General features: G+C 73.0%; 18 protein-coding genes. 10 read left to right on the top strand and 8 right to left on the bottom strand.

What is annotated here, in order from left to right; genetic code table 11:
* Positions 1–20: 20 nt before the first annotated feature.
* The 3 genes from IE185_RS01385 to IE185_RS01375 all read left to right on the top strand — a co-directional run bounded on the left by IE185_RS01385 (position 21) and on the right by IE185_RS01375 (position 3,415).
* Positions 21–1,178 (top strand): acetyl-CoA C-acetyltransferase, encoded by a 1,158-nt coding sequence (locus tag IE185_RS01385; RefSeq protein ID WP_138896627.1) that lies wholly within the window; start codon positions 21–23, stop codon positions 1,176–1,178.
* A gap of 243 nt (positions 1,179–1,421) precedes the next feature.
* A complete protein-coding gene (locus tag IE185_RS01380) occupies positions 1,422–1,625 on the top strand; it encodes a cold-shock protein (protein ID WP_015607926.1) in 204 nt (67 codons plus the stop codon).
* A gap of 89 nt (positions 1,626–1,714) precedes the next feature.
* Positions 1,715–3,415 (top strand): DEAD/DEAH box helicase, encoded by a 1,701-nt coding sequence (locus IE185_RS01375; protein ID WP_189714449.1) that lies wholly within the window; start codon positions 1,715–1,717, stop codon positions 3,413–3,415.
* 69 nt (positions 3,416–3,484) lie between these two features.
* Here IE185_RS01375 and IE185_RS01370 read toward each other — a convergent pair whose 3' ends face one another.
* Genes IE185_RS01370 through IE185_RS01350 form a run of 5 tightly spaced genes read right to left on the bottom strand, consistent with a single transcriptional unit; the run spans position 3,485 to position 7,910 of the window.
* A complete protein-coding gene (locus IE185_RS01370) occupies positions 3,485–4,423 on the bottom strand; it encodes a tyrosine-protein phosphatase (protein ID WP_138898195.1) in 939 nt (312 codons plus the stop codon).
* A gap of 25 nt (positions 4,424–4,448) precedes the next feature.
* Positions 4,449–5,531: an NAD(P)H-dependent flavin oxidoreductase gene (locus IE185_RS01365; RefSeq protein ID WP_138898194.1), complete on the bottom strand. Its 1,083-nt coding sequence runs from the start codon at positions 5,529–5,531 to the stop codon at positions 4,449–4,451.
* The gene (locus IE185_RS01360) at positions 5,531–6,274 is read right to left on the bottom strand and encodes a CoA-transferase subunit beta (protein WP_138898193.1); all 744 of its coding nucleotides are present in this window, start codon (positions 6,272–6,274) and stop codon (positions 5,531–5,533) included. The genes IE185_RS01365 and IE185_RS01360 overlap by 1 nt, the downstream gene beginning before the upstream one ends.
* Positions 6,271–7,119 carry a CoA transferase subunit A gene (locus IE185_RS01355; protein ID WP_138898192.1) on the bottom strand — a complete coding sequence of 283 codons (849 nt, stop codon included), beginning with the start codon at positions 7,117–7,119 and terminating at the stop codon, positions 6,271–6,273. The genes IE185_RS01360 and IE185_RS01355 overlap by 4 nt, the downstream gene beginning before the upstream one ends.
* Positions 7,116–7,910 (bottom strand): enoyl-CoA hydratase family protein, encoded by a 795-nt coding sequence (locus IE185_RS01350; RefSeq protein WP_229843304.1) that lies wholly within the window; start codon positions 7,908–7,910, stop codon positions 7,116–7,118. Before IE185_RS01350 ends, IE185_RS01355 begins: the two co-directional genes overlap by 4 nt.
* A gap of 55 nt (positions 7,911–7,965) precedes the next feature.
* On the opposite strand from IE185_RS01350, the gene IE185_RS01345 reads away from it, so the two are divergent.
* Both IE185_RS01345 and IE185_RS01340 read left to right on the top strand, forming a co-directional pair.
* Positions 7,966–8,730 (top strand): SDR family oxidoreductase, encoded by a 765-nt coding sequence (locus IE185_RS01345; RefSeq protein WP_138909222.1) that lies wholly within the window; start codon positions 7,966–7,968, stop codon positions 8,728–8,730.
* Position 8,731: 1 nt separating this feature from the next.
* Positions 8,732–9,655, top strand: a complete 924-nt coding sequence (locus IE185_RS01340; RefSeq protein ID WP_189714448.1) for an SDR family oxidoreductase — start codon at positions 8,732–8,734, stop codon at positions 9,653–9,655.
* 84 nt (positions 9,656–9,739) lie between these two features.
* Here IE185_RS01340 and IE185_RS01335 read toward each other — a convergent pair whose 3' ends face one another.
* Positions 9,740–11,269: an ankyrin repeat domain-containing protein gene (locus IE185_RS01335; RefSeq protein ID WP_138897454.1), complete on the bottom strand. Its 1,530-nt coding sequence runs from the start codon at positions 11,267–11,269 to the stop codon at positions 9,740–9,742.
* A 23-nt stretch (positions 11,270–11,292) separates the two neighbouring features.
* On the bottom strand, positions 11,293–12,189 hold the full coding sequence (locus IE185_RS01330; RefSeq protein WP_138897453.1) for a hypothetical protein: 897 nt from the start codon (positions 12,187–12,189) through the stop codon (positions 11,293–11,295).
* Positions 12,190–12,466: 277 nt separating this feature from the next.
* On the opposite strand from IE185_RS01330, the gene IE185_RS01325 reads away from it, so the two are divergent.
* Positions 12,467–13,246, top strand: coding sequence for a S1 family peptidase (locus IE185_RS01325; RefSeq protein WP_138897452.1), 780 nt, complete (start codon positions 12,467–12,469; stop codon positions 13,244–13,246).
* Positions 13,247–13,427: 181 nt separating this feature from the next.
* The gene (locus tag IE185_RS01320) at positions 13,428–16,544 is read left to right on the top strand and encodes an endo-alpha-N-acetylgalactosaminidase family protein (protein ID WP_138897451.1); all 3,117 of its coding nucleotides are present in this window, start codon (positions 13,428–13,430) and stop codon (positions 16,542–16,544) included.
* A 63-nt stretch (positions 16,545–16,607) separates the two neighbouring features.
* Here the strand turns inward: IE185_RS01320 and IE185_RS01315 are convergent, their stop codons facing one another.
* Positions 16,608–18,368 carry a glycoside hydrolase family 35 protein gene (locus IE185_RS01315; RefSeq protein WP_189714445.1) on the bottom strand — a complete coding sequence of 587 codons (1,761 nt, stop codon included), beginning with the start codon at positions 18,366–18,368 and terminating at the stop codon, positions 16,608–16,610.
* A 185-nt stretch (positions 18,369–18,553) separates the two neighbouring features.
* On the opposite strand from IE185_RS01315, the gene IE185_RS01310 reads away from it, so the two are divergent.
* The 3 genes from IE185_RS01310 to pepN all read left to right on the top strand — a co-directional run bounded on the left by IE185_RS01310 (position 18,554) and on the right by pepN (position 22,403).
* Complete coding sequence (locus IE185_RS01310; protein WP_189714443.1) at positions 18,554–19,441, top strand: helix-turn-helix domain-containing protein; 888 nt, start codon at positions 18,554–18,556, stop codon at positions 19,439–19,441.
* 11 nt (positions 19,442–19,452) lie between these two features.
* Positions 19,453–19,767, top strand: a complete 315-nt coding sequence (locus IE185_RS01305; RefSeq protein ID WP_189714441.1) for a chorismate mutase — start codon at positions 19,453–19,455, stop codon at positions 19,765–19,767.
* A gap of 143 nt (positions 19,768–19,910) precedes the next feature.
* Entirely contained in the window at positions 19,911–22,403 is a 2,493-nt protein-coding gene (gene pepN, locus IE185_RS01300) for an aminopeptidase N (protein WP_189714439.1), read from the top strand.
* The last annotated feature ends 83 nt before the right edge of the window (positions 22,404–22,486 follow it).

Here is a 22,486-nt window from a genome sequence, read left to right as displayed (position 1 = left end):
CATACGAAGGAGCAGCAGTCATGGCCGAGGCCTACATCGTCGAAGCGGTACGGACCCCCGTCGGCCGGCGCGGTGGAGGCCTCGCGGCCGTTCACCCCGCCGACCTGGGGGCGCACGTCCTGAAGGCCCTCGTCTCGCGCTCCGGCATCGACCCGTCGGCGGTCGAGGACGTCGTGTTCGGCTGCCTGGACGCGGTGGGGCCGCAGGCCGGAGACATCGCCCGTACGGCGTGGCTCGCGGCGGGACTGCCCGAGGAGGTGCCCGGGGTCACCGTCGACCGCCAGTGCGGGTCGTCACAGCAGGCCGTGCACTTCGCGGCGCAGGGCGTGCTGTCCGGCACACAGGACCTGGTGGTCGCCGGCGGCGTCCAGAACATGACGCGGATCCCGATCGCCTTCGCGTCCCGGCAGGCGGCGGAGCCCCTGGGGCTCACGGAAGGCCCGTTCGCGGGTTCGGAGGGCTGGCGGGCGCGGTACGGCGCACTGCCGGTGAACCAGTTCCACGGGGCGCAGCTGATCGCCGAGAAGTGGGGCATCTCGCGGCCCGACATGGAGGAGTACGCGCTCCGCTCGCACCGGAGGGCCCTGCACGCGATCGACGAGGGGCGCTTCGGGCCCGAGACGGTGGCGTACGGGGACGTGACGGCCGACGAGGGGCCGCGCCGCGACACCACCCTGGCGAAGATGGCGGCACTCAAACCGGTGGTGGAGGGCGGCACGATCACGGCGGCGTGCTCGTCGCAGGTCTCGGACGGGGCCGCGGCGCTGCTGATCGCCTCCGAACGGGCGGTCGCGGAACACGGGCTGACGCCGCGGGCCCGCGTCCACCACCTGTCCGTGCGCGGCGAGGACCCGATCCGGATGCTGTCCGCGCCGATACCCGCCACGGCGTACGCGCTGAAGAAGGCCGGCCTGGCGATCGACGACATCGACCTGGTCGAGATCAACGAGGCGTTCGCACCCGTCGTGCTGGCGTGGCTGAAGGAGACGGGGGCCGACCCCGCCCGGGTGAACGTCAACGGCGGCGCGATCGCCCTGGGCCACCCCCTCGGGGCGACCGGCGTCAAGCTGATGACGACGCTGCTGCACGAACTGGAGCGGACAGGAGGCCGGTTCGGGCTCCAGACGATGTGCGAGGGCGGCGGCCAGGCGAACGTCACGATCATCGAACGCGTGTGACGGCGCGGACGGGGTCCGTGACCGTTCGACGATCTTCTCGGCGTCGAGGGGTGGTGCTCCGGCGGCATCGTGTTAGAGTGGACGAGTTGCAGTTTTGGTACCCATAAACATTATGTGCGCCTGACGGGAATGCTTCCTCAGGCGCATTTTGTTTTCCGGTTCTCCGGATGGGGCTCATTGCGGCGACGTGGAATCCGTGAAGTGCGGATTTCCGGATCTGCCCCAGTTTTTTAGGAGAATGACATGGCTACTGGAACCGTGAAGTGGTTCAACTCGGAAAAGGGCTTCGGCTTCATCGAGCAGGACGGCGGCGGCGCTGACGTCTTCGCCCACTACTCCAACATCGCCACCCAGGGCTTCCGTGAGCTCCAGGAGGGCCAGAAGGTCTCCTTCGACGTCACGCAGGGCCAGAAGGGCCCGCAGGCGGAGAACATCGTCCCGGCCTAATTCGCCGACGCGATACCTCGCCAGCCGGGGCCCGCACCGTGAAGGTGCGGGCCCCGGCTTGTGCTTGTTCCCAGGAAGGCAAAACCTGAATGACCCGCTCCGACCGCCCCGCCGCCACCACCCGCTCCGCGCGCCCCGCCCGCAATCGCTCCGCGCAGGCCCCGCGCGGCAAGGCCCCCGCAAAGGGACCCGCCCGCCGGGCCACCCCCGTGCAGGGTGAATTCGCGATGCCGGAGACCATCACCCCGGCGCTGCCGGCCGTCGAGGCCTTCGCCGCTCTCGACATGCCCGTGGCACTGCTCAAGACCCTGGCGGCCCAGGGCGTGACCGAGCCCTTCCCCATTCAGGGCGCGACCCTGCCGAACTCCCTCGCGGGCCGTGACATCCTCGGCCGCGGCCGTACCGGCTCCGGCAAGACCCTCGCCTTCGGCCTCGCGCTGCTGGCCCGCACCGCGGGCCGCCGCTCCGAGCCCCGCGCACCGCTCGCCCTGGTCCTGGTCCCCACCCGCGAGCTCGCACAGCAGGTCACCGACGCGCTCACGCCGTACGCCACGGCCGTGAACCTGCGCATGGCCACGGTCGTCGGCGGCATGTCGATCACCAAGCAGGCGAACACGCTGCGCCGCGGCGCCGAGGTGCTCGTCGCCACCCCCGGCCGGCTCAAGGACCTCATCGAGCGCGGCGACGCGGACCTCGGCCAGGTGTCCATCACGGTCCTGGACGAGGCCGACCAGATGGCCGACATGGGCTTCCTCCCGCAGGTCACGGCGCTGCTGAAGCAGGTCGAGCCGGACGGGCAGCGGATGCTGTTCTCGGCGACGCTCGACCGCAACGTCGACCGGCTCGTACGGATGTTCCTCACCGATCCGGTCGTCCACTCCGTCGACCCGTCGGCGGGCGCGGTGACGACGATGGAGCACCACGTGCTGTACGTCGCCGACGAGACCGACAAGAAGGCCGTCGCCACGCGCATCGCCGCCCGCGACGGCCGCGTGATCCTCTTCGTGGACACCAAGCGCGCGGCGGACCGCTTCGCCAAGCGGCTGCTGGCCAGCGGTGTGCACGCGGCGGCGCTGCACGGCGGCCGTTCGCAGCCGCAGCGCAACCGCACACTCGACCAGTTCAAGACCGGTCAGGTCACCGCGCTGGTGGCGACCAACGTGGCGGCGCGCGGCATCCACGTCGACGACCTCGACCTGGTCGTCAACGTCGACCCGCCGACCGACCACAAGGACTACCTGCACCGCGGCGGCCGTACCGCCCGCGCGGGCGAGTCCGGCAGCGTCGTCACGCTGGTGCTCCCCGACGAGAAGCGCGAGATGACGCAGCTCATGTCGGCCGCCGGCATCGTCCCGCAGACCGCGCGGGTCAAGTCCAGCGACGACGAGCTCACCCGGATCACCGGTGCGCGCGAGCCCTCGGGCGTCGCCATCGTGATCGAGGTCCCCCAGCAGCAGCAGGCTTCCGCGAAGCCGAAGCGGCGCCCGCAGGGCGCCGGCGGCCGTGGCGGCGGCGCGGGGCGCGGCGGCGCCGGGACCGGTGCGAGTGCGGGCAACGGCGCCCGTGCGGGCGGCAGTGGCCGTACGCAGGGCGGCGGCCGCGCCCAGGGCGAGCGTGCCCAGGGCGGCGCGGGCGCCGGTGCCGGCGGTGGCCGCGGTGGCCGCGGCCAGGGCGCCGGTGGTGCGCGGACGCAGGGCGGCGCTCGCGCCGGTGCGCCGGGTGAGCGGGCGCAGGGCGGGCGTGGACGTGGACGCCGTGGCGCCGGAGGCAGCCGCAGCGCGGCCGCCTAGGCACGAGACACCCCCGGCCCGCCCCCTTCCCGTGTCAGGGTCGGGGGCGGGCCGGGTGCGTGCGGGGCCTCAGGGGCGCAGCAGTGCCGCCCGGAGTGCGGCGAGTGTGCGGTGGTCGAGGCCCAGGCCCCGCGTGAGATAGCCGTAGAGGCCGCCGTACTCCGCCTCCACCCGCTCCAGGGCCGCGTCCAGGTAGTCCAGCCGGACCTCCTGGAGCGGAATCAGCAGATCCGGGTTCTGCATCAGTCCGGACTGCTTCAGCCCCGCGCGCACCCGGGCGTCGTGCGCCGCGCGATAGGTGTTCGACGCCAGGTAGTCCTGCTCCGCCGTGCGCGACGGTACGCCGAGCGCCCGCAGCAGTAGGTAACTCGTCCAGCCCGTACGGTCCTTGCCCGAGGTGCAGTGGTACAGCGCGGGTGAGCGGCGGTCGCTGTGCGCGAGGTCGCGCAGCGTCTCGGCGAACCGCGCCCGGTTCTCGGGGCTCGTGACGAACGTGCGGTAGACGTCCCGCATGAACGCCGCGGCCCTGCCGCCCCCGAGCATCTCCTCCTGCCGCACCGGGTCCGCCGACCCGATGGCGGTCAGCAGCCGCGCGAACAGTCCGTTGTCGGTGACCGGCCGGGACGTGGCGGCGAGGCCGGGCGGCAGACGGTCCGGACCGTCGTACTGGACCTCCGGCGCGACCCGGAAGTCGACCACCTTCGCCAGGCCGAGCCGGCCGAGGGCGGCGACGTCGGCGTCCGTGAGCTTGCTGAGCGCGTCGGCGCGGTAGACCTGCCCGTAGCGCGTCTCCTTCCCGTCGTACGTGCGATACCCGCCCATGTCACGGACGTTGACCGCGCCCTGGAGCGGGATCTGGCGTATCGCATCGCCCTGGGGAACGGCAGCGGCGGCGACGGCCGTGGGGGTGACTTCCAAAGGTACGGCCGAGGCCGGCGGGCAGCCGAGCGCGAGAGCGGTGACGACCGCTCCGGTCGCCAGGCCGAGGCGGGATCGGGCACGGGGCATCTGACAACTCCTGTGGGGAGAGGGGTCACCCTGGTGTCGGCAGGGTGGGGAGCGACGACGTGCGGGGCGCCTGGAACCGTTCGAGTACTTCGTCCGCCTCGGCCATGACACGTGCCACCAGCTCCGCGCAGGAGGGCAGATCGTCGATCAGGCCCGCCACCTGCCCGGACGCCATCACGCCGAGATCGGTGCGGCCCTCGACCATGGAGGCCCTGAGCAGCATCGGGGTGTTGGCCGCGAGCAGGAGCTGGCTCCAGGTCAGGTCCTTGCCGTGTCTCATGGCCAGACCTTCGCGGACCATCGCCGCCCAGCTCAGCCCGGAGATCTTCCGGAACCCCGCCGCCCGGCGCACGGCCCGCGCCAGGGTCCTCGTGCGGCCCGCCCGCTCCAGGGAGTCGACGAGTTCCGTACGGAGCATGCGGTGCGGGAGGCCGTCGACGGCCGTCGTGACCGTCACGTCCCGCACGCCCGCCGCCAGGTACAGCGCCTTGACCCGGTCGGGGACCGTCGAGTCGGAGGTGAGCAGGAAGCGCGTGCCCATCCCGATGCCGGCCGCGCCGTACGCCAGCGCGGCGACCAGACCGCGGCCGTCGCAGAAGCCGCCCGCGGCGATCACCGGGATGTCCACCGCGTCGACGACCTGCGGGAGGAGGACGGTGGTCGCCACCTCTCCCGTGTGGCCGCCGCCCTCGCCGCCCTGCACCATGACCGCGTCCGCACCCCAGGCCGCGACCTTCTCGGCGTGCCGGCGCGCGCCGACGGACGGCACGACGACGACCCCCGCGTCCTTCAGCTCGGCGATCAGGTCCCGGGAGGGCGCGAGCGCGAAGGAGGCGACCCTCACGCCCTCCTCGACGACGATCCGTACACGGGCCCGCGCGTCCGCCGCGTCGGCGCGCAGATTGACGCCGAAGGGCGCGTCCGTACGGGACTTGACCTCCCGCACGGCGTGGCGCAGCTGCTCGGTGGTCATCGTCGCGGAGGCCAGGACGCCCAGCGCGCCCGCCTCGGCGGCCGCCGAGACGAGGCGGGGGCCCGCGACCCATCCCATGCCGGTCTGCACGATCGGGTGCCTGACTCCGGTGAGTGCGGTGAGCGCCGTCTCCATCAGGGCCCGACCTCCCGCTCGCGCAGGCCGTCCGGGTCGATGACCTCGCGGATCAGGCGGAGTTCCCCGGGGGAGGGATCGCGGGTGTACGGCACGTCGGCCGGCACGGTGAGGGCGAAGCCCGTCGCCTGCCGGACCTGGTCGGCGGTGACGCCGGGGTGGAGCGCGGCGAGGCGCATCGAGTGGTCGGGCGTGTCGAAGTCGAGGACGCAGAGGTTCGTGACGACGCGGGGGATCCGGTGGTGGCGGGTGGCGCTCGGCCCGGCGGCTGCCGCGTTGTCGTAGCCGACGCCGGACACCATGTCGACCTTCTCGACGAAGACGCGCGGGGAGTGCTTCGGGACCCAGTAACTCGTCGGATTGTTCAGCGTGTTGACGGGAGCTCCGCGTACGCCGAGGAGCTGGCGGGCGGGCCGCCGCCAGTCGCCGATGCAGGAGATGTTCTGGTTGCCGAAGCGGTCGAGCTGGCTGGCGCCCATCATGACGTGGCGCCTGCCGCCCGTGACCATTTCGAGGTGCCGGCGGTACGGAAGCCAGCCCTCCGGGGTGCCGTCCGGGCGGACCAGCAGGGCCTCGCCGTCGGTGAGGAGCAGGTCGGGCGAGAAGGTGCGTCCGGCCAGGCGGGCGCCGATGCCGGGGACGGTGCCCATGGGGCTGGCCAGCACCTCTCCGTTGCCGCGCCAGGTCTCGGCGCAGGCGACGACGCAGTACTCGGCGCGGGTGGGGGGTGCGGCGGCGCTCACTTCTGCTCCTCGTGCCAGGCCTGTACGGCGCGCTGGTAGGTCTTCTCGTCGCCGGACAGGAAGCGGGCGGCGAAGTCCGGCCAGGGCGTGGCCGCGTACAGCCGCTGGAAGGCCTCGTCGCGGCCGTAGTCGGGGGCGCAGGAGGTGAAGTGCGCGCCGTTGGGCGTCTCGATCACGCCGGTGACGTAGTGGCGCTGTACGAGGAGGCTCTGCACCGGCGCCTCCTTCGTCAGCTCCGCCGTCGCCACCACCTGCTCGCAGGAGACGTACGCCGCGTCGGCCGCCTCGCAGAACAGGTCGTCGAAGTACGGGTCGGGGCCGAGGTACTGGCCGTTGCCGAACCGGTCGGCGCGGTTCAGGTGGACCAGCGCGGCGTCCAGGCGCAGGGCCGGTACGGCGACGAACTCCTCCCCGTCCTCGTAGGGCGAGGTGACCGTGCGGAGCGAGGGGTTGACGCGCATCACGTCGGAGCCGATGCCGGCCCGGACGGGCAGGAAGGGCAGCCGGTTGGCGGCGGCGCGCAGGCCCCACATGAACATCGCCTCGTCGAGCTCGGTGAGCGCGAAGGCGCCTTTCTCGCGGGCCGCGCGGTAGTGCGGCTCCAGGGGGATCGAGTCGAGCGTGACGAAGGCCGTGACGAGTTCGCGGATCCTGCCGGCGGCGGCGAGGAGGCCGACGTCCGGGCCGCCGTACGAGACGACGGTGAGGTCGGTGATTCCGGTACGGAGCAGGGCGCGGACCAGGGCCATCGGCTTGCGGCGCGACCCCCAGCCGCCGATGCCTACGGTCATGCCGCTGCGGAGACCCGCGACGGCCTCTTCGGGAGTCATCGTCTTGTCGGTCACGGCCGGCCGCCCTCCTGGTCCCGGGTGTCGTCGCCGAAGCCGGCGCGGACGCGGTCCGCCACGCCGCTGAGGTTGGCCTCGAAGGTGAAGCCCTGCTCGAAGCGGTAGCTGCGGCGTACGTCCACGGGGTCGATGCCGTTGATCGCGGCCTTGGCGAGCCGCAGGAGGGTGCCGTCCTTGCGGGCGATCTCGCGTGCCAGGCAGAGGGCTTCGGCGAGGAGCCGGGCGCGCGGGACGACCTTCCACACCGAGCCGTGGGCGTGCAGTTCGGCGGCGGTGGCGGTGCGCGAGGTGTAGTACAGCGCGCGCATCAGGTGCTGGGGGACGAGACGGGCGAGATGGGTGGCGGCGCCGAGCGCGCCCCGGTCCAGCTCGGGCAGGCCGAAGGTGGCGTCGTCGGAGGCGACGATCGCGTCGGCGTTGCCGGCGAGGCCGATGCCGCCGCCCAGGCAGTGGCCGCCGACGGCCGCGACGACGGGCACCTCGCACTCGTAGACGGCGGCGAACGCCTCGGCGCAGCCCCGGTTGGCGCCGATGAGCGAGGCGTGGCCGGGGTCGCGCAGCAGCTCCTTGATGTCGACGCCGGCGTTGAAGCCGCGGCCCTCGGCGGCGAGGACGACGCAGCGCACGTCCGGGTCCCGGCCGGCGGCGCGGACCGCGTCGGCGAGGGCGTACCAGCCCCGCACGGGAAGCGCGTTGACGGGCGGGAAGTCGACCGTGACCACGGCGACGGCCTTGTCCGGCCCTTCCGGCCCTTCCGGTCCTGCGGGGCTTGCGGTGGAGACACCCATGAGCGGATCAGCTACCTTTCCACCAAACATTTGTTAGGTGGGAAGGTAGCAGCGAATGGAACTGAAAGGGAGGGTCGCCGTCGTCACCGGCGGCACGCGCGGCGTCGGCGCCGGCATCGCGCGGGCGTTCCTGGCGGCGGGCGCGCGGGTGGTGGTCTGCGCGCGCCGGCCGCCGCACGCGGTGGTCGAAGAGGGCGGGCGGCAGGCGGAGTTCCGGCCCCTGGACCTGCGGGACGGCCCGGCCGTCCAGGAGTTCTTCGCGGGCGTCGTGGCGGCGTACGGACGTCTCGACGTACTGGTCAACAACGCGGGCGGGACGCCGTACCGGCTGCTGGGCGAAGGGGAGACGGCGCGCCACGCACGGGTCGTCGAACTGAACCTGACCGCCCCGCTGCGGGCCTCCCTGGCGGCGTACGAGCACCTTCGTGCTTCCGGCGGCTCGGTCGTGATGATCGGCAGTGTCAGCGGGACGAGGCCCTCGCCGGGCACGGCCGCGTACGGAGCGGCCAAGGCGGGGCTGGAGAACCTGGCCCGCTCGATGGCGGTGGAGTGGGCGCCCCGCGTACGGGTGAACACGCTCGTCCCCGGCATGGTCCGCACCGAGCTGTCCCACCTGCACTACGGCGACGACGCCGGTCTCGCGGCCGTCGCCCGTACGGTCCCGGCGGGCCGCCTCGCCGAGCCGCGCGAGATCGGCGACGCGGCGGTCTTCCTCGCCTCCGCACGCGCGGCGTACGTGAACGGCGCGTCCCTCCTCGTCCACGGCGGCGGGGAACGCCCCGCCTTCCTCGACGCCGCGACAGCCAACAGGGAGAAGTGACATGACGACGGACAGCGGAATCTGCGACGGACGGGTCGTCGTCGTGACGGGCGCGGGGAGGGGGCTCGGCAGGGCCCACGCCCTGGCCTTCGCGGCGGAGGGCGCGAAGGTCGTCGTCAACGACCTCGGGGGCGGCCCGGACGGCGCGGGAACGTCGGCGGGGCCCGCGCAGCGCGTCGTCGAGGAGATCGCGGCGGCGGGGGGAGAGGCGGTGGCCCACTTCGGCGACATCGCGTCGGCGCGGGGAGCGGCGTCGCTGGTCGCCACGGCCGTCGAGACGTTCGGGCGGCTCGACACCCTCGTCAACAACGCCGGCTTCCTGCGCGACCGGATGCTCGTCAACCTCGACGAGGACGACTGGGACGCGGTCGTGCGCGTCCACCTGAAGGGGCACTTCCTGCCGCTGCGGCACGCCGCCCGGTACTGGCGGGCCGAGGCGAAGGCGGGGCGGGAGACGGCGGCCCGCGTCGTCAACACCAGCTCGGGGGCGGGGCTGCTGGGGAGCGTGGGACAGGCCAACTACGCGGCCGCGAAGGCGGGGATCGTCGGGCTCACCCTGGTCGCGGCCGAGGAGCTGCGCGGGTACGGCGTCCAGGTCAACGCGGTCGCACCGGTGGCCCGTACCCGCATGACGGAGCGGACCTTCGCCGAGACGATGGCGCCGCCGGGAGCGGCCGGCGCGTTCGACGCGATGGCGCCGGACAACGTCTCGCCGCTGGTGGTGTGGCTGGGCTCGGCGGCGTCGGCGGGGGTGACGGGACGGGTCTTCGAGGCGGAGGCGGGGCGCATCACCGTCATGGAGGGCTGGCGCCCCGGCCCCACGGCGGACAAGGGCGCCCGCTGGACCCCGTCGGAGGCGGGGGAGACGGCGTCGAGGCTGCTGGCGAAGTCCGAGCCTCCCGGCGGGGTGTACGGGGCACGGTAGGGCTCCCGGGCCGGCGCGGCGGGGCGGCCCGCACCGGGTCGCGTACGGGCGCGAGACCGGCCCCGAGCGGGGGAGGAGGCGCCCTCACGGGCAGCGCGGCGGTGTGCGTTCCAGCAGACGCCTGGTCGGAGCGTCCTTCACGTGCTCCAGCGCTTCGCGCGCCGTCGCGTACGCGTAACCCTCCGGGTCCTCCTCCCGCAGCAGCCGGGCCAGCGCCTCGACCGCCCGGGCGTCCCCACGCGCCGCGAGACCGCCGGCCGCCTCCGCCGCCGTGTCGGGGTCGTGGTCCTCCAGGCGGTCCGTGAGCGCCTCGCGGATCTCGGGCGTGTCGGCGTCGGAACCGGCCAGTGCCAGCGTCGCCCAGTCGCGCACCTCGTCGTCCGGGTCCCGGCTGAGCGCGATCAGCGCCGCCGCGCCCTCCCGGTGGTCGGCGGGGACGAGCCCGATGAGCGAGAGGGCCACCCGGTGACGTACATCGGCGTCCGGGTGGCCCGCGTGGCGCAGGATCTCGGGCAGGGCCGCGGGGTCGCCGTGGTGCCCCAACGCCAGCACGGCCGCCTGGGCCAGCTCGGACTCGGAGTCCCCCGCCTCGCGCGCCAGCTCCCGCAGCAGCGGCAGGGCGCGCGCCGCGAACGGCTTGCCCCCCTGCTCGAAGCCGAGCTGCGCCAGCACATCGGCCGCGAACGCCTGCCGCAGCGGGTCGCCGCTCGCACACCACGCGGCCGCCGCCTGGAACGTCTCCTCGTCACCGCGCCGCCACAGCGCCGCCACGGCCTCCATCCACTCGTCCCGGCCGGGGTCACCGCCGCTCAGAGCCCGGCCGGCGAGCTCCTCGAAGGGCGTGCGGATGCCCAGCCTCTCCTCCAGGAGCGTGGCGATCGCCGCGTGCCCGGTCTGCTGCTCGACGCCCGCCGTGGAACGGCCGTCCCGCAGCAGTTCGACGACGACGGTCTCCCCGCCGTCTTCCACGATGCGGCTCGTGACGGTCTCGGGCGGCGCCGCGCCCGGCTCCCCGGAGCCGTCCGCGAACGTCGCCAACAGCTCCGCCCGCAGCGCCTCCTCCACGTCGACCCCGAGCCGGCGCCGCGCCTCGTCCAATGCCTCCCGTACGGCCGAGGCGCCGTGCCGCAGCAGGGCCCGCACGGTCTCCGTGGACCCGCGCCGCGCGGCGAGCACCAGGGGCGGCTCCGTCCCCGGAGCGGGGAGGTCCGGATCGGCGCCGTACTCCAAAAGCGCCTCGGCGGTGTCGGCGTGGCCCTGCCGTACGGCCCACGCCAGCGCCGTGAAGTCCAGTTCCTCACGGAGGTCGGGTGTCGCCCCCGCCGCCAGCAGGGCCTCCACCACCTCCGTGTGCCCGCCGACCGCCGCGCCGCACAGGGGCAGGTCCGTCCCCCCGGGGCCGCTCGCCCGGTCGGGGTCGGCGCCCGCCGCGAGCAGCAGTCGCACCATGCCGGGGCGGTTCTGCAGGGCCGCCCGGTAGAGCGCGGTCGCGCCCTCGTCGTCGGTGGACTCGGCGGGCACGCCGGAGCGCAGCAGCCGTACGACGGTGTCGTCGCTGTCGTCGTACAGCGCTTCGAACAGGGTCTGCGGGGCCGCCGCAGCGTCGTTCGTCATGGTGCGACCCTACGCGTGCGCGTTCACGTGTCGCATTCGAGAACCGTGCGGCACAGCGCGCAGCGCGCCCGTACGCGACCGCTCACGGGAACGCGTATCCGCTGTTCGCAGGTGGGGCACGGGAACGACACGCGCAGGGTGTCGCGGCCGCCTCCCTCGAAGGCGTACGACGACGAACCGCGGTCCGCACGGCTGCCGTTCTCCTGTGCGTTCCGCCGTTCCTTCGCGTACCGCCGGCGCCCCGCCCAGCCCGCCGAGGTCAGCGGCGGCTGCCGTTCGTCGTGCAGGGCCCGCGCGCGTCCCTTCGTGTACGCCGTGTAGGCCTGCGGGCTGGTGAACCAGGGCGCGGGGTCCTCGCCGAAGGCGGTCGCCCGCTTCGCCAGGACGTACCCGAACTCCTCCGGGGTGAGATAGCCGAGCTTCTGGCTGGACGTGCCGTCCTCGCGGTACGCGTCGAGCAGCAGCCAGCCCGCTCCCAGGTACGTCGTCACGGTGTCGGTGAGGATCTCGTTGTCACGGGTGCCCTCGAACGCGAGACCGAGCCGGTGCAGCAGCACATGGGTGATCTCGTGCGCGAGAGCGGCCCCGATGTCGTTGCGGTGGGTCCTGAAGCGCGCGTTGAGCTCGATGAAGTACTCCGGCCCCGCCGCCAGCTCCACGCTCGCCGCGTGCTCCATCGCGCGGAAGCTCACGATCATCCGGGCGTCCGGCAGGTGCAGGTGGTGGACGAGGGCGCGGGCCACGCGCTGGGTGCCGAGGTGCAGGTCGTCCTGGTCCGAGAAGGCCACGTCGGCGGGGAGGACGCTCGGGGCGTAGGAGTGCACGCCGTCGTACGAGAGTCGTCTGTGCAGCGCGGCGAGGGCGGACCGCACGGTCGCCAGGTGCGGATAGCCGTGCACGACCTCGCTCCCGATGGTCACGTCCGTACTCACCCCCACACGTCTCGGCACGACGGTGAACAGGTCTCCACTGTAGGCGGATTCGCCGGGCTCGACGCGGCGGATGCGGAGCGGGTGCGGGGCGGTGCGGCGGGTGCGCGGGGTGTGGCCTGAATGGCTCCCTTGTCCGCCGGGCGTACCGCTCCTCATAATCCAGCAACGCCTTGACGGGCTCATGCCATCTTTTCGGTGGTGTGGGCGCTGTCCCGTCGTGCGCGTGCACAGCCACCCCCCACGGTTTCCCACGAGAGGCGATTCGTTGAAGAACCTTCTGCGTGCCTTCAAGAGATGTGCCGCCGCAGGCGCAGTGATCCTCGCCGCGGTCAGCATCCAGCCCGCCGGTGCGTCCGCGGCCTCCGCGGCGACGCCCCCCGTCGTCGGCGGAACCCGCGCCGTCCAGGGCGAGTTCCCGTTCATGGTCCGGCTCTCGATGGGCTGCGGCGGCTCGCTCTACGCCAAGGACATCGTGCTGACCGCCGCCCACTGCGTGAACGGCTCCGGCAACAACACCAGCATCACCGCCACCGCCGGCGTCGTCGACCTGCAGAGCTCCAGCGCCATCAAGGTCAGGTCCACGAAGGTCCTCCAGGCCCCCGGCTACAACGGCACGGGCAAGGACTGGGCGCTGATCAAGCTCGCCAGGCCGATCGACCTGCCCACCCTGAAGATCGCCGACACGACGGCGTACAACAGCGGCACCTTCACCGTCGCCGGCTGGGGCGCGGCCACCGAGGGCGGCGGCCAGCAGCGCTACCTCCGCAAGGCCCAGGTCCCCTTCGTCTCCGACGCGAGCTGCAAGCGTTCGTACCCGGAGCTGGTTGCGGGCGAGGAGATCTGCGCCGGCTTCACCGAGGGCGGTGTCGACACCTGCCAGGGCGACTCGGGCGGCCCGATGTTCCGCCGGGACAACGCCAACGCCTGGATACAGGTCGGCATAGTCAGCTGGGGCAACGGCTGCGCGCGCCCCAACTACCCCGGTGTGTACACCGAGGTGTCGACCTTCGCCGCCACCATCAAGTCGGCTGCCGCGGGTCTCTGACCGTGCCGGGGAACCACCCCTGAACGAACACGGAGCCGGCTCCGAGCGACCCCTGGACGGACTCTGAAAGACCTCTGAGCCGGCGTGGACCGGGCGGGTGCTGGACGCGTTAGTCCAACACCCGCCCCATCTTTGTCCATAGGCGCACTCGCCCCTCCCGGCACATCTTGGCGTGCACACCATGCCGACGAGCGACAGGAGAGCGAGCGTGCACGCACAACACCCCGGACCGAGCCGCAGGACCGTGGTGGCCGCCACCGCGGTCACCGCCGCCACCGCGCTGACGGGCGCCGGCCCGGCCTTCGCGGGTCCAGCCTCCGTCGCCCCGGCCGCCGGGCGGCAGACGGTGCTGCGCTCCGCCGAACTGGAGGTGCGCGTCGACGCACGCTTCCCGAGGATCGTGTCGTACACCGACCGTGCGACGGGCGCCGTGCTGCACGGGCAGGAAGACCCCGTCACCTCCGTGCTGATCGACGGAACCGCCCGCACCCCCGAAGTGAGCGCCCGCGCGGGCCGGGACCTGGCGGCGTACGTGCTGTCCTTCGACGGCGGAACCGAGATCCACGTGGAGATCCGGGTCACCGGCCGGAAGGTCCACTGGCGCGTCACGCGGATCGCCGACACCGAGGCCCTGCGCGTCGGCACCCTGCAGATCCCCTCACTCGCCTTCCTGTCCGTCCGCAGCGACCAGCCCGGCGCCACGCTGCTCGCCGCCCGCGTCCAGCTCGACCAGGCCAAGAGCGGCGACACCCTCGTCGCACTCGCACCGGACACCGTCCCCGACGCCGCCCCGCTCGGCTGCGCGTACGCCGTCGTCGCCCACGACCGGCTCGGCGGCGCCGTGGAGACCAACACGTCGTACGACAAACCCGACAGCGCGGCCGGCACCACCTGGGAGAACGGGCGTCTGTGGCGGCAGACCGTCAGGAAGGAGGGGTACGTCAAGGCGCAGCTCTCCTGCGGACAGTGGACGCACCGCGCCGCGACCGCTCCCGTGAACGCCACCGAACCGCTCCCGTACGCCACCGTCGTCATCACCGGGGACCGCAACGCGGACGGCGTCGTCGACTGGCAGGACGCGGCGATCGCCTTCCGCGACATCATGGTCGACCCGCTCGGCGCGGACGAGCAGCACCTGCGTGTCGTCCCGCACATCCCCTTCAACTTCGCCAGCCAGGCCACCAACCCGTTCCTCACGACGCTCGACAACGTCAAACGCGTCTGTCTCGCGACGGACGGCCTGCGCCAGTACACGCTCCTCAAGGGCTACCAGTCGGAGGGCCACGACTCCGCCCACCCCGACTACGCGGGCAACCACAACAAGCGCGCCGGCGGCCTCGGCGACCTCAACACACTCGTGCGCGAAGGACGCCGGTGGGGAAGCGACTTCGGCGTTCACGTGAACGCCACGGAGTCGTACCCCGTCGCGAACGCGTTCTCCGAGACGCTCGTCGACAAGACGAACGAACAGTGGGACTGGCTCGACCGGAGCTACCGCATCGACCAGCGGCGCGATCTCGTGTCCGGCGACATCATCAAGCGCTTCCAGGACCTGCGGGACGAGACCGACCCCGCCCTGAACATGCTCTACATCGACGTCTTCCGCGAGTCCGGCTGGACCTCGGACCGGTTGCAGCGCGCCTTGCGCCAGCAGGGCTGGCAGGTCACCACCGAATGGGGCCACGGCCTGGAACGCTCGGCCCTGTGGTCGCACTGGGCCACCGAGACCGACTACGGCGGTGACACCTCGCGCGGCATCAACTCCCGGCTGATCCGCTTCATCCGCAACCACCAGAAGGACGTCTTCGCCGACAAGTGGCCGACGCTCCTCGGCATCCCGCGCACCGGGAACTTCGAGGGCTGGGTCAACAAGACCGACTGGAACACCTTCTACCAGCAGATCTGGACCGACAGCCTGCCCGCCAAGTACCTCCAGGCCTACCCGATCAAGGCCTGGGGCGCGCACGAGATCACCTTCTTCGGCCCCACCAGGACGTCCGTGAGCGACGCCGACGGCACACGCCGCATCACCACGGACGGACGGACCGTGTACGACGCGGGGCGCTACCTGCTGCCCTGGGAGCCGCGCGAGGCCACCGACCCCCACCGGCTCTACCACTACAACCCGGCGGGCGGCAGCAGCACCTGGCAGCTCCCGCGCGGCTGGGCGGGCGTGTCGAAGGTCTTCCTCCACCGGCTCACCGACCAGGGCCGCGAGTACGTCCGCGGGGTGCCCGTGCGCTCCGGCAGGGTCGTCATCGACGCCGAGGCGAAGCAGCCGTACGTCGTCCACCGCACCCGCGTCGCCGCGACCGCCGACCCGCGGTGGGGGCAGGGCACACCGCTGCACGACCCGGGGTTCAACTCGGGCTCCCTGGCGGGGTGGACGGTCAGCGGGCCGGCCTCCGTCGAGCTGAGCGCGATCGGCGACTACGAACTGGTCATCGGTGCGGGCGGCGCCGCCTCCGTCGCACAGCGCCTCGCGCGCCTCGCCCCCGGAACGTACGCCGCGTCCGTGCAGGTCGAGGTCGGGGAGACGGCGGGGGAGCGGCGGCGGGCGGCGCTCACCGTACGGACCGCCGACGGGACCACGGCGGAGAACTGGACCGACTCCTCCACGGCCGTCAACCTCGTCGCCGCCGACCGCAAGCACGACTCCCGCTTCCAGCGCGTGTTCACGTACTTCACCGTGCCGGACGGCGGGGGCGGCGTGGACCTCGCCCTGCGGACCGGTCCGGGCGACGCACGGGTGCGCTTCGACAACGTACGCGTCGTTCCCGCGCAGCACGTCACGAAGCCGGGAACGGTCGCCTTCGAGGACTTCGAGAACGTGCCGCAGGGGTGGGGCGTTTTCGTCAAGGGCGACGCGGGCGGCTCCACCGACCCGCGCACCCACATCGCGCAGCGGCGCGCCCCGTACACACAGCGCGGCTGGAACGGCAAGGTGATCGACGACGTCGTCGACGGCAGCGAATCGCTCAAGTCGCGCGGTGAGAACGAGGGCCTGGTCTACCGGACCGTGCAGCACACCGTCCGCTTCCGGGCGGGCAGGCGCTACCGGGTCTCCTTCCGCTACGAGAACGAGAAGGCCGGGCAGTACGCGTGGGTCACCGGTGTCGACGAACCGGCGGCCCGGGAACTCGACCGCAGGGCGCTGCCCGTCGCCACCGCACCGACGGCGCTGAGCTACGAGTTCACCGCGCCGGACGACGGCGAGACCTGGGTCGGGCTGCGCAAGACCGGCGGCGACGGGACGGCGGAGTTCGTCCTCGACACCTTCGAGGTGCGCGAGGTGTAAGGGGCAGGGCGCAAGGAGGGCCGGTCCTTACCCGGACCGGCCCTCCCGGACGTCCGCCCCCGGTCAGCGGAGTTCCGGAGCGCCCGCACCGGCGCGCTCCAGCTCCAGCACCCACACCTCGTTCGCGCCCTCCCGCAGAACGGTCCCGGGAACGTACAGGGACTCCTGGGGGCCGACCGCCCAGTACCGGCCGACGCAGAAGCCGTTCACCCACGCGAAGCCACGTTCCCAGCCGGGCAGCCGCAGCGAAGCGTCGCCCGCGCCCCGCACCGCGAACGTTCCCCGGAACAGCCCCGACGCGCCCGCTTCGGGGGAACGGTACGCGACCTTCCCGACCGCCTCCGCGTCGTCGAACGCGTCCAGCGACAGCCCGCGCGCCCGTACCCCGTGCAGGTACTGCCGCTCGTGCAGCACGCCCCCCGTGATGCCCTTCGCCTCGCCCACCCGGGGCCCGTAGTTGACCCGCCCCAGCGACTCCACCCACAGCTCCACCGAGGCGGGCCCGGCCACCGGCGCCCCCAGCGCCGCGTAGTCGCCCGCCCCGCCGGCGAGGACCCCCGCGCGCACCCCGTCGACGTACACCACGGCCCGGTCCCGCAGTCCCCGCACGCCCAGCGGATACGGCTGACGCGGCCCCGGCACGTCCACCCGGTAGCGGACGAGCCCCCGGTCCACCCCCAGCTCCTCGAACGTCGGCGGCGTCGCCGCCTCCGTCTCCGGTCCGCCGAGCACCTCCAGCACGTCGCCGAGCGGCGCCCACCCCGTGAGCTCCGCCCGCACCGGCCCACGCAGCCCCGCGGGCGCCGCCGGGAGGTCCGGCAGGGGAGCCCCGTCGTTCTGGTGCTGTGCCAGCACGTCCCGGAAGAGCCAGAACTTCTCCGTCGGGCGGCCGTACTCGTCGACGGGCGCGTCGTAGTCGTACGACGTCACGGTCGGCTGCAGCTCCCCGTCGTGCAGCGGCCCCGAACGGTTCGCCCCCGACCAGCCCGCGAAGTTGGTGCCCCCGTGCGCCATGTAGATGTTCACCGACGCACCGCTGCCGAGGATCTCGCCCAGCGCCGCCGCCGCGTCGGCCGGATCCCGTACGACGGGCCCGGCGCCCCAGTGGCCGAACCAGCCGCACCAGAACTCCATGCACATCAGCGGACCCGACGGCTGGTGCCGCCGCAGCACCTCGAAGCCCTCGCGCGCCCCCGACCCGAAGTTCGCCGTCGCCAGCACACCCGGCACCGAGCCGCCCGTCAGCATGTGGTCCTCAGGGCCGTCGGACGTGAACAGCGGCACGGTCACCCCGCACGCGCGCAGGAACTCCGCCAGGTGCCGCAGGTACACCTGGTCCGAGCCGTAACTGCCGTACTCGTTCTCGACCTGCACCATGACCACCGGCCCGCCCCGGTCGATCTGCCGGGCCACCACCTGTGGCAGCAACTGTCCGAACCAGCGCTCCACCTGCCCCAGGTACGCGGCATCGCGCGTGCGCACGCGCGTGCCGAGCGCCCCCGTCAGCCAGTGCGGAAGCCCCCCGTTCTCCCACTCGGCACAGATGTACGGCCCGGGGCGCACGATCGCCCACAGCCCCGCCTCCCGGGCGGCGTCCAGGAACCGGCCCAGCGCGCCCGCGTCACGCAGCCGCCCGGGCTCCGGCTCGTGCAGGTTCCACGGGACGTACGTCTCCACACAGTTCAGCCCCATGGCACGCAGCATCGCCAGCCGGTGCCCCCACTGCCCCTCGTGCACCCGGAAGTAGTGCATCGCCCCCGACAGCAGCCGCACCGGCCGCCCGTCCAGCTCGAAGTCCGACTCACCCACCGTGAAGTCAGCCACGGTCCCCGCCTCTCGCTCCACCATCAGCGCCCCAGCCTCACCCTCTGGCGGCGGAGCGGTCCATGGACAAAGATCAGCGCTGGTTGGACCCAACGGCACGCCACGCGCGCGCCACCGGCACCCGGACAGCGCGCCGCCGGACCTGCGACGCGGCGCCACATCCACCAGCGGGGAGGACAAAGCGGATGTACCACACCTGGATGCGCTATTTCACCCCGAGCCCCACCCACTACAAACTCGGCCTGGTCTGCCTCGGAGTCGGCCTCCAGCACGGCGCGCTGCCCACCGTCGGCCCCCGCACCCTCGACCACCACGTCGCCGTCGTCGTCAGCGCCGGCCGCGGCTGGTACCGCGGCCCCGAAGGGCGGCGCGTCACCGTCACCGCCCCCGCGCTGATCTGGCTCATACCCGGCACACCACACCATTACGGGCCCGACCCGGCCACCGGCTGGGACGAGAGCTTCGTCGACTTCACCGGCCCCGCCACCGCCACGTACACCGAACTCGGCTACATCGAACCCGACCGCCCCGTCGTCCCCCTCACCGACACCGCCGCCGCCCGCGCCGCCGTCGGCCGCATCGCCCGCGCCGCCCGCCGGGGAAACCCGCTCCTCGAAGTCGAGACCGCCGCCGCCGTCCACGAACTCCTCGTCGCCCTGCGCCGCGCCCGCGCCGACATGGGAGCCGACGGAGACCCCGTCCTGCAGGCCCTCGCCCGCGACGCCTTCCAGCCCCTGTCCGTCGCCGAACACGCCTCCCGCCACGGCATGACCCCCGCCGCGCTGCGCGCCGCCGTACGCCGGGGCGCCGGATGCAGCCCCAAGGACTACCTCCTCGGCATCCGCCTCGGCCGCGCCAAGGAACTGCTCGTCGCCACCGAACTGCCCGTCGCCGCCGTCGCCCGCCGCGTCGGCTACGACGACCCCGCCTACTTCTCCCGCCTCTTCACCCGCCGCGTCGGCCTGGCCCCGGTCCGCTTCCGGGAGCAGCAGGGCCGGGCCGTCCACGGCGGCTGGAGCCACCGGATCCCAGATCCCAAACACCCGCCGACCATCGCCACCGGGCCGACGTAAGCTCGCTGACCATGACCTCCAGCGAATCCGGCGAGATCGACGAGTCCGTCATCGCCGAACTGAGCCGGCTGCGCGACAGCATCGACAACATCGACGCCGCCGTCGTCCACATGCTCGCCGAGCGCTTCAAATGCACCCAGCAGGTCGGCTACCTCAAGGCGCGCCACCAGCTGCCCCCCGCCGACCCGGCCCGCGAGGCCCGCCAGATCATCCGGCTGCGCGAACTGGCGGAGAGCGCCAAACTCGACCCGGCCTTCGCCGAGAAGCTGCTCAACTTCATCATCGCGGAGGTCATCCGCCACCACGAGACGATCGCGAAGTCCTAGCGGGCGGGCCCCGCAGGCCCCGGCAGCCGCCCCGCCCGCCCCGGGCGGCCGCCCGGCCGTACGACGAAAGCCGGAGCCCGGCAGGGCCCCCGGCGCACGGTGACCGGCTGTGCCACCCGCACCCCATCGGGCAGCATGTCCCCATGTCCGTACTGACGCGCGACGAAGCGCAGACCCGAGCCCAGCTCCTCGAAGTCCACCGGTACACGATCGACCTCGATCTCACCCGTGGCGAAGACACCTTCGACTCCCGCACCGTCATCCACTTCACCGCCCGCACGGCCGGGAACACCTTCGTCGAGCTCAAGCCCGCCGCCCTGCGCGCCGTCACCCTCGACGGACAGCCGCTCGACCCCGAGACACTCGTCGACAACCGCCTGCCCCTCACCGGCCTCACCACGGGCGCACACGAACTGCGCCTCGAAGCCGCCATGCGCTACTCCCGCACCGGCGAAGGCATGCACCGCTTCACCGACCCCACCGACGGCGAGACGTACGTCTACACCCAGCTCTTCCTCGAAGACGACCAGCGGGTCTTCGCCGCCTTCGACCAGCCCGACCTCAAAGCGGTCTTCGACGTCACCGTCACCGCCCCCGACGGCTGGACCGTCCTCGGCAACGGCGTCGCCGAGCACCAGGGCGCCGGCCGCTGGACCCTGGCCCCCACCCCCCGCATCTCCACCTACCTCGTCGCCGTCGCCGCCGGCCCCTGGCACTCCGTACGCACCGAACACGCCGGCCTGCCCTTCGGCATCCACTGCCGCCGCTCCCTCGCGCCGTACCTGAACGCCGACGCCGACGAGATCCTCGACATCACCCGCGCCTGCTACGACCGCTACCACGAGAAGTTCGAGGAGCCCTACCCCTTCGACTCCTACGACCAGGCGTTCGTCCCCGAGTTCAACGCCGGTGCCATGGAGAACCCCGGCCTCGTCACCTTCCGCGACGAGTTCGTCTACCGCTCCGCCGTCACCGACACCGAACGCCAGACCCGCGCCATGGTCATCGCCCACGAGATGGCCCACATGTGGTTCGGCGACCTCGTCACCCTCCAGTGGTGGGACGACATCTGGCTCAACGAGTCCTTCGCCGAGTACATGGGCTACCAGACCCTCACCGAAGCCACCCGCTTCACCGAGACCTGGACCGACTTCGCCGTCACCCGCAAGGGCTGGGGATACGACGCCGACCAGCGCCCCTCCACCCACCCCGTCGCCCCCGATCCCGACGCCGTCCCCGACACCGCGTCCGCCCTGCTCAACTTCGACGGCATCTCCTACGCCAAGGGCGCGTCCGCCCTGCGCCAGCTCGTCGCCTGGCTCGGCGAGAAGGACTTCCTGGCCGGCATCAACACCCACTTCGCCCGCCACAGGTTCGCCAACGCCACCCTCGCCGACTTCATCGACAACCTCGCCTCCGCCACCGACCGCGACGTCCACGCCTGGGCCGCGCGATGGCTGCGCACCACCGGCGTCGACACCCTCACCCCCGCCGTCACCGAGGCGGCGGGCAGATGGCACGTCAACGTCGCCCGGCACGGCAGCCGCCCACACCGCCTCGCCGTCGGCGCGTACGACCGCGACCCCCTCGACGGCGCGAGCCTGGTCCTGCGCGAGCGGTTCGAGGTCGACGTGCCCCAGGGCGAGTCCGTGACCACACGCCCCGGCCGCCGCCCCGCGCTCGTCGTCCTCAACGACGGCGACCTCACCTACGCCAAGATCCGCCTCGACGAGCAGTCCGAACAGACGGCGCTGCGCAACCTCTCCGCCGTCCCCGACGCCCTCACCCGCGCGGTCCTGTGGAACACGCTGCGCGACATGGTCCGCGACGGCGAACTGGCGCCCGCCGCGTACCTGGAGACCGCCCTCGCCCACCTCCCCGAGGAGACCGACCTCGCGATCGTCCAGGGCGTCCTCGCCTTCGCCCACGGCCAGATCGCCGACCGCTACCTCCCCGCCGCCGAACGCCCCGCCGCCCTCGCCACCCTCAGGAACATCTGCCGCGACCTCATCCGCCGCACCGAGGACGGCAACGGCACCGGCCTGCGCCTGACCGCCGTACGCCACTTCATCGACGCCGCGACCCAGCCCGACGGCATCCAGGACTGGTTCCACATCGGCGGCGTCCCCGGCGGCCCCGAACTCGACCCGGAACTGCGCTGGCGCATCCTGCGCCGCCTCGCCGTACTCGGCGCCACCGACGAAACCGCCATCGCCGCCGAACTCGCCCGCGACCCCAGCGCCACCGGCCAGGAAGGCGCCGCCCGCTGCCGGGCCGCCCTCCCCACGCCCGAGGCGAAGGCCGCCGCCTGGGCCGGCATGTTCGAGGACGACAGTCTGTCCAACTACCTCTTCAGCGCCACCGCCCAGGGCTTCTGGCAGCCCGAACAGGCCGCTCTCGTACGCGACTACATCCCCCGCTACTACCGCGACGCCAAGGCCGTCGCCGACCGCCGCGGCCCCGCCATCGCCGAAGCCGCGGGCCGCTACGCCTTCCCCCAGTTCGCCGTCGACAAGGAGTCCCTGCGCCTCGGCGAGGACTTCCTGCGCGATACCGCGACGACCCCGGCCCTGCACCGCAAACTGACCGACCAGCTCGACGACCTGCGCCGAGCCCTCGCGGTACGGGGCAACTAGCCCGCACCCCACCACCGCCCCGGCCGCCGTCCACCTCCCGCGGCGACCGGGGCGCCGGCCCGGGAGCCGCACCACGGCAGGGC

Origin of the sequence: Streptomyces chryseus (assembly GCF_014650755.1) — a bacterium.
GTDB classification, from domain to species: Bacteria; Actinomycetota; Actinomycetes; order Streptomycetales; family Streptomycetaceae; genus Streptomyces; species Streptomyces chryseus.
The sequence above is the reverse complement of the archived record's forward strand: the minus strand, read 5'-3'. Positions and strand labels throughout refer to the sequence as shown.

Coding starts and splice junctions, on each gene's coding strand:
- IE185_RS01370 (WP_138898195.1), bottom strand. CDS start 4,423: ATGCCCCGTGCCCGATCCCGCCTCGGCCTGGCGACCGGAGCGGTCGTC.
- IE185_RS01385 (WP_138896627.1), top strand. CDS start 21: ATGGCCGAGGCCTACATCGTCGAAGCGGTACGGACCCCCGTCGGCCGG.
- IE185_RS01375 (WP_189714449.1), top strand. CDS start 1,715: ATGACCCGCTCCGACCGCCCCGCCGCCACCACCCGCTCCGCGCGCCCC.
- IE185_RS01345 (WP_138909222.1), top strand. CDS start 7,966: ATGGAACTGAAAGGGAGGGTCGCCGTCGTCACCGGCGGCACGCGCGGC.
- IE185_RS01335 (WP_138897454.1), bottom strand. CDS start 11,269: ATGACGAACGACGCTGCGGCGGCCCCGCAGACCCTGTTCGAAGCGCTG.
- IE185_RS01320 (WP_138897451.1), top strand. CDS start 13,428: ATGCCGACGAGCGACAGGAGAGCGAGCGTGCACGCACAACACCCCGGA.
- IE185_RS01350 (WP_229843304.1), bottom strand. CDS start 7,910: ATGGGTGTCTCCACCGCAAGCCCCGCAGGACCGGAAGGGCCGGAAGGG.
- IE185_RS01380 (WP_015607926.1), top strand. CDS start 1,422: ATGGCTACTGGAACCGTGAAGTGGTTCAACTCGGAAAAGGGCTTCGGC.
- IE185_RS01310 (WP_189714443.1), top strand. CDS start 18,554: ATGTACCACACCTGGATGCGCTATTTCACCCCGAGCCCCACCCACTAC.
- pepN (WP_189714439.1), top strand. CDS start 19,911: ATGTCCGTACTGACGCGCGACGAAGCGCAGACCCGAGCCCAGCTCCTC.
- IE185_RS01305 (WP_189714441.1), top strand. CDS start 19,453: ATGACCTCCAGCGAATCCGGCGAGATCGACGAGTCCGTCATCGCCGAA.
- IE185_RS01365 (WP_138898194.1), bottom strand. CDS start 5,531: ATGGAGACGGCGCTCACCGCACTCACCGGAGTCAGGCACCCGATCGTG.
- IE185_RS01340 (WP_189714448.1), top strand. CDS start 8,732: ATGACGACGGACAGCGGAATCTGCGACGGACGGGTCGTCGTCGTGACG.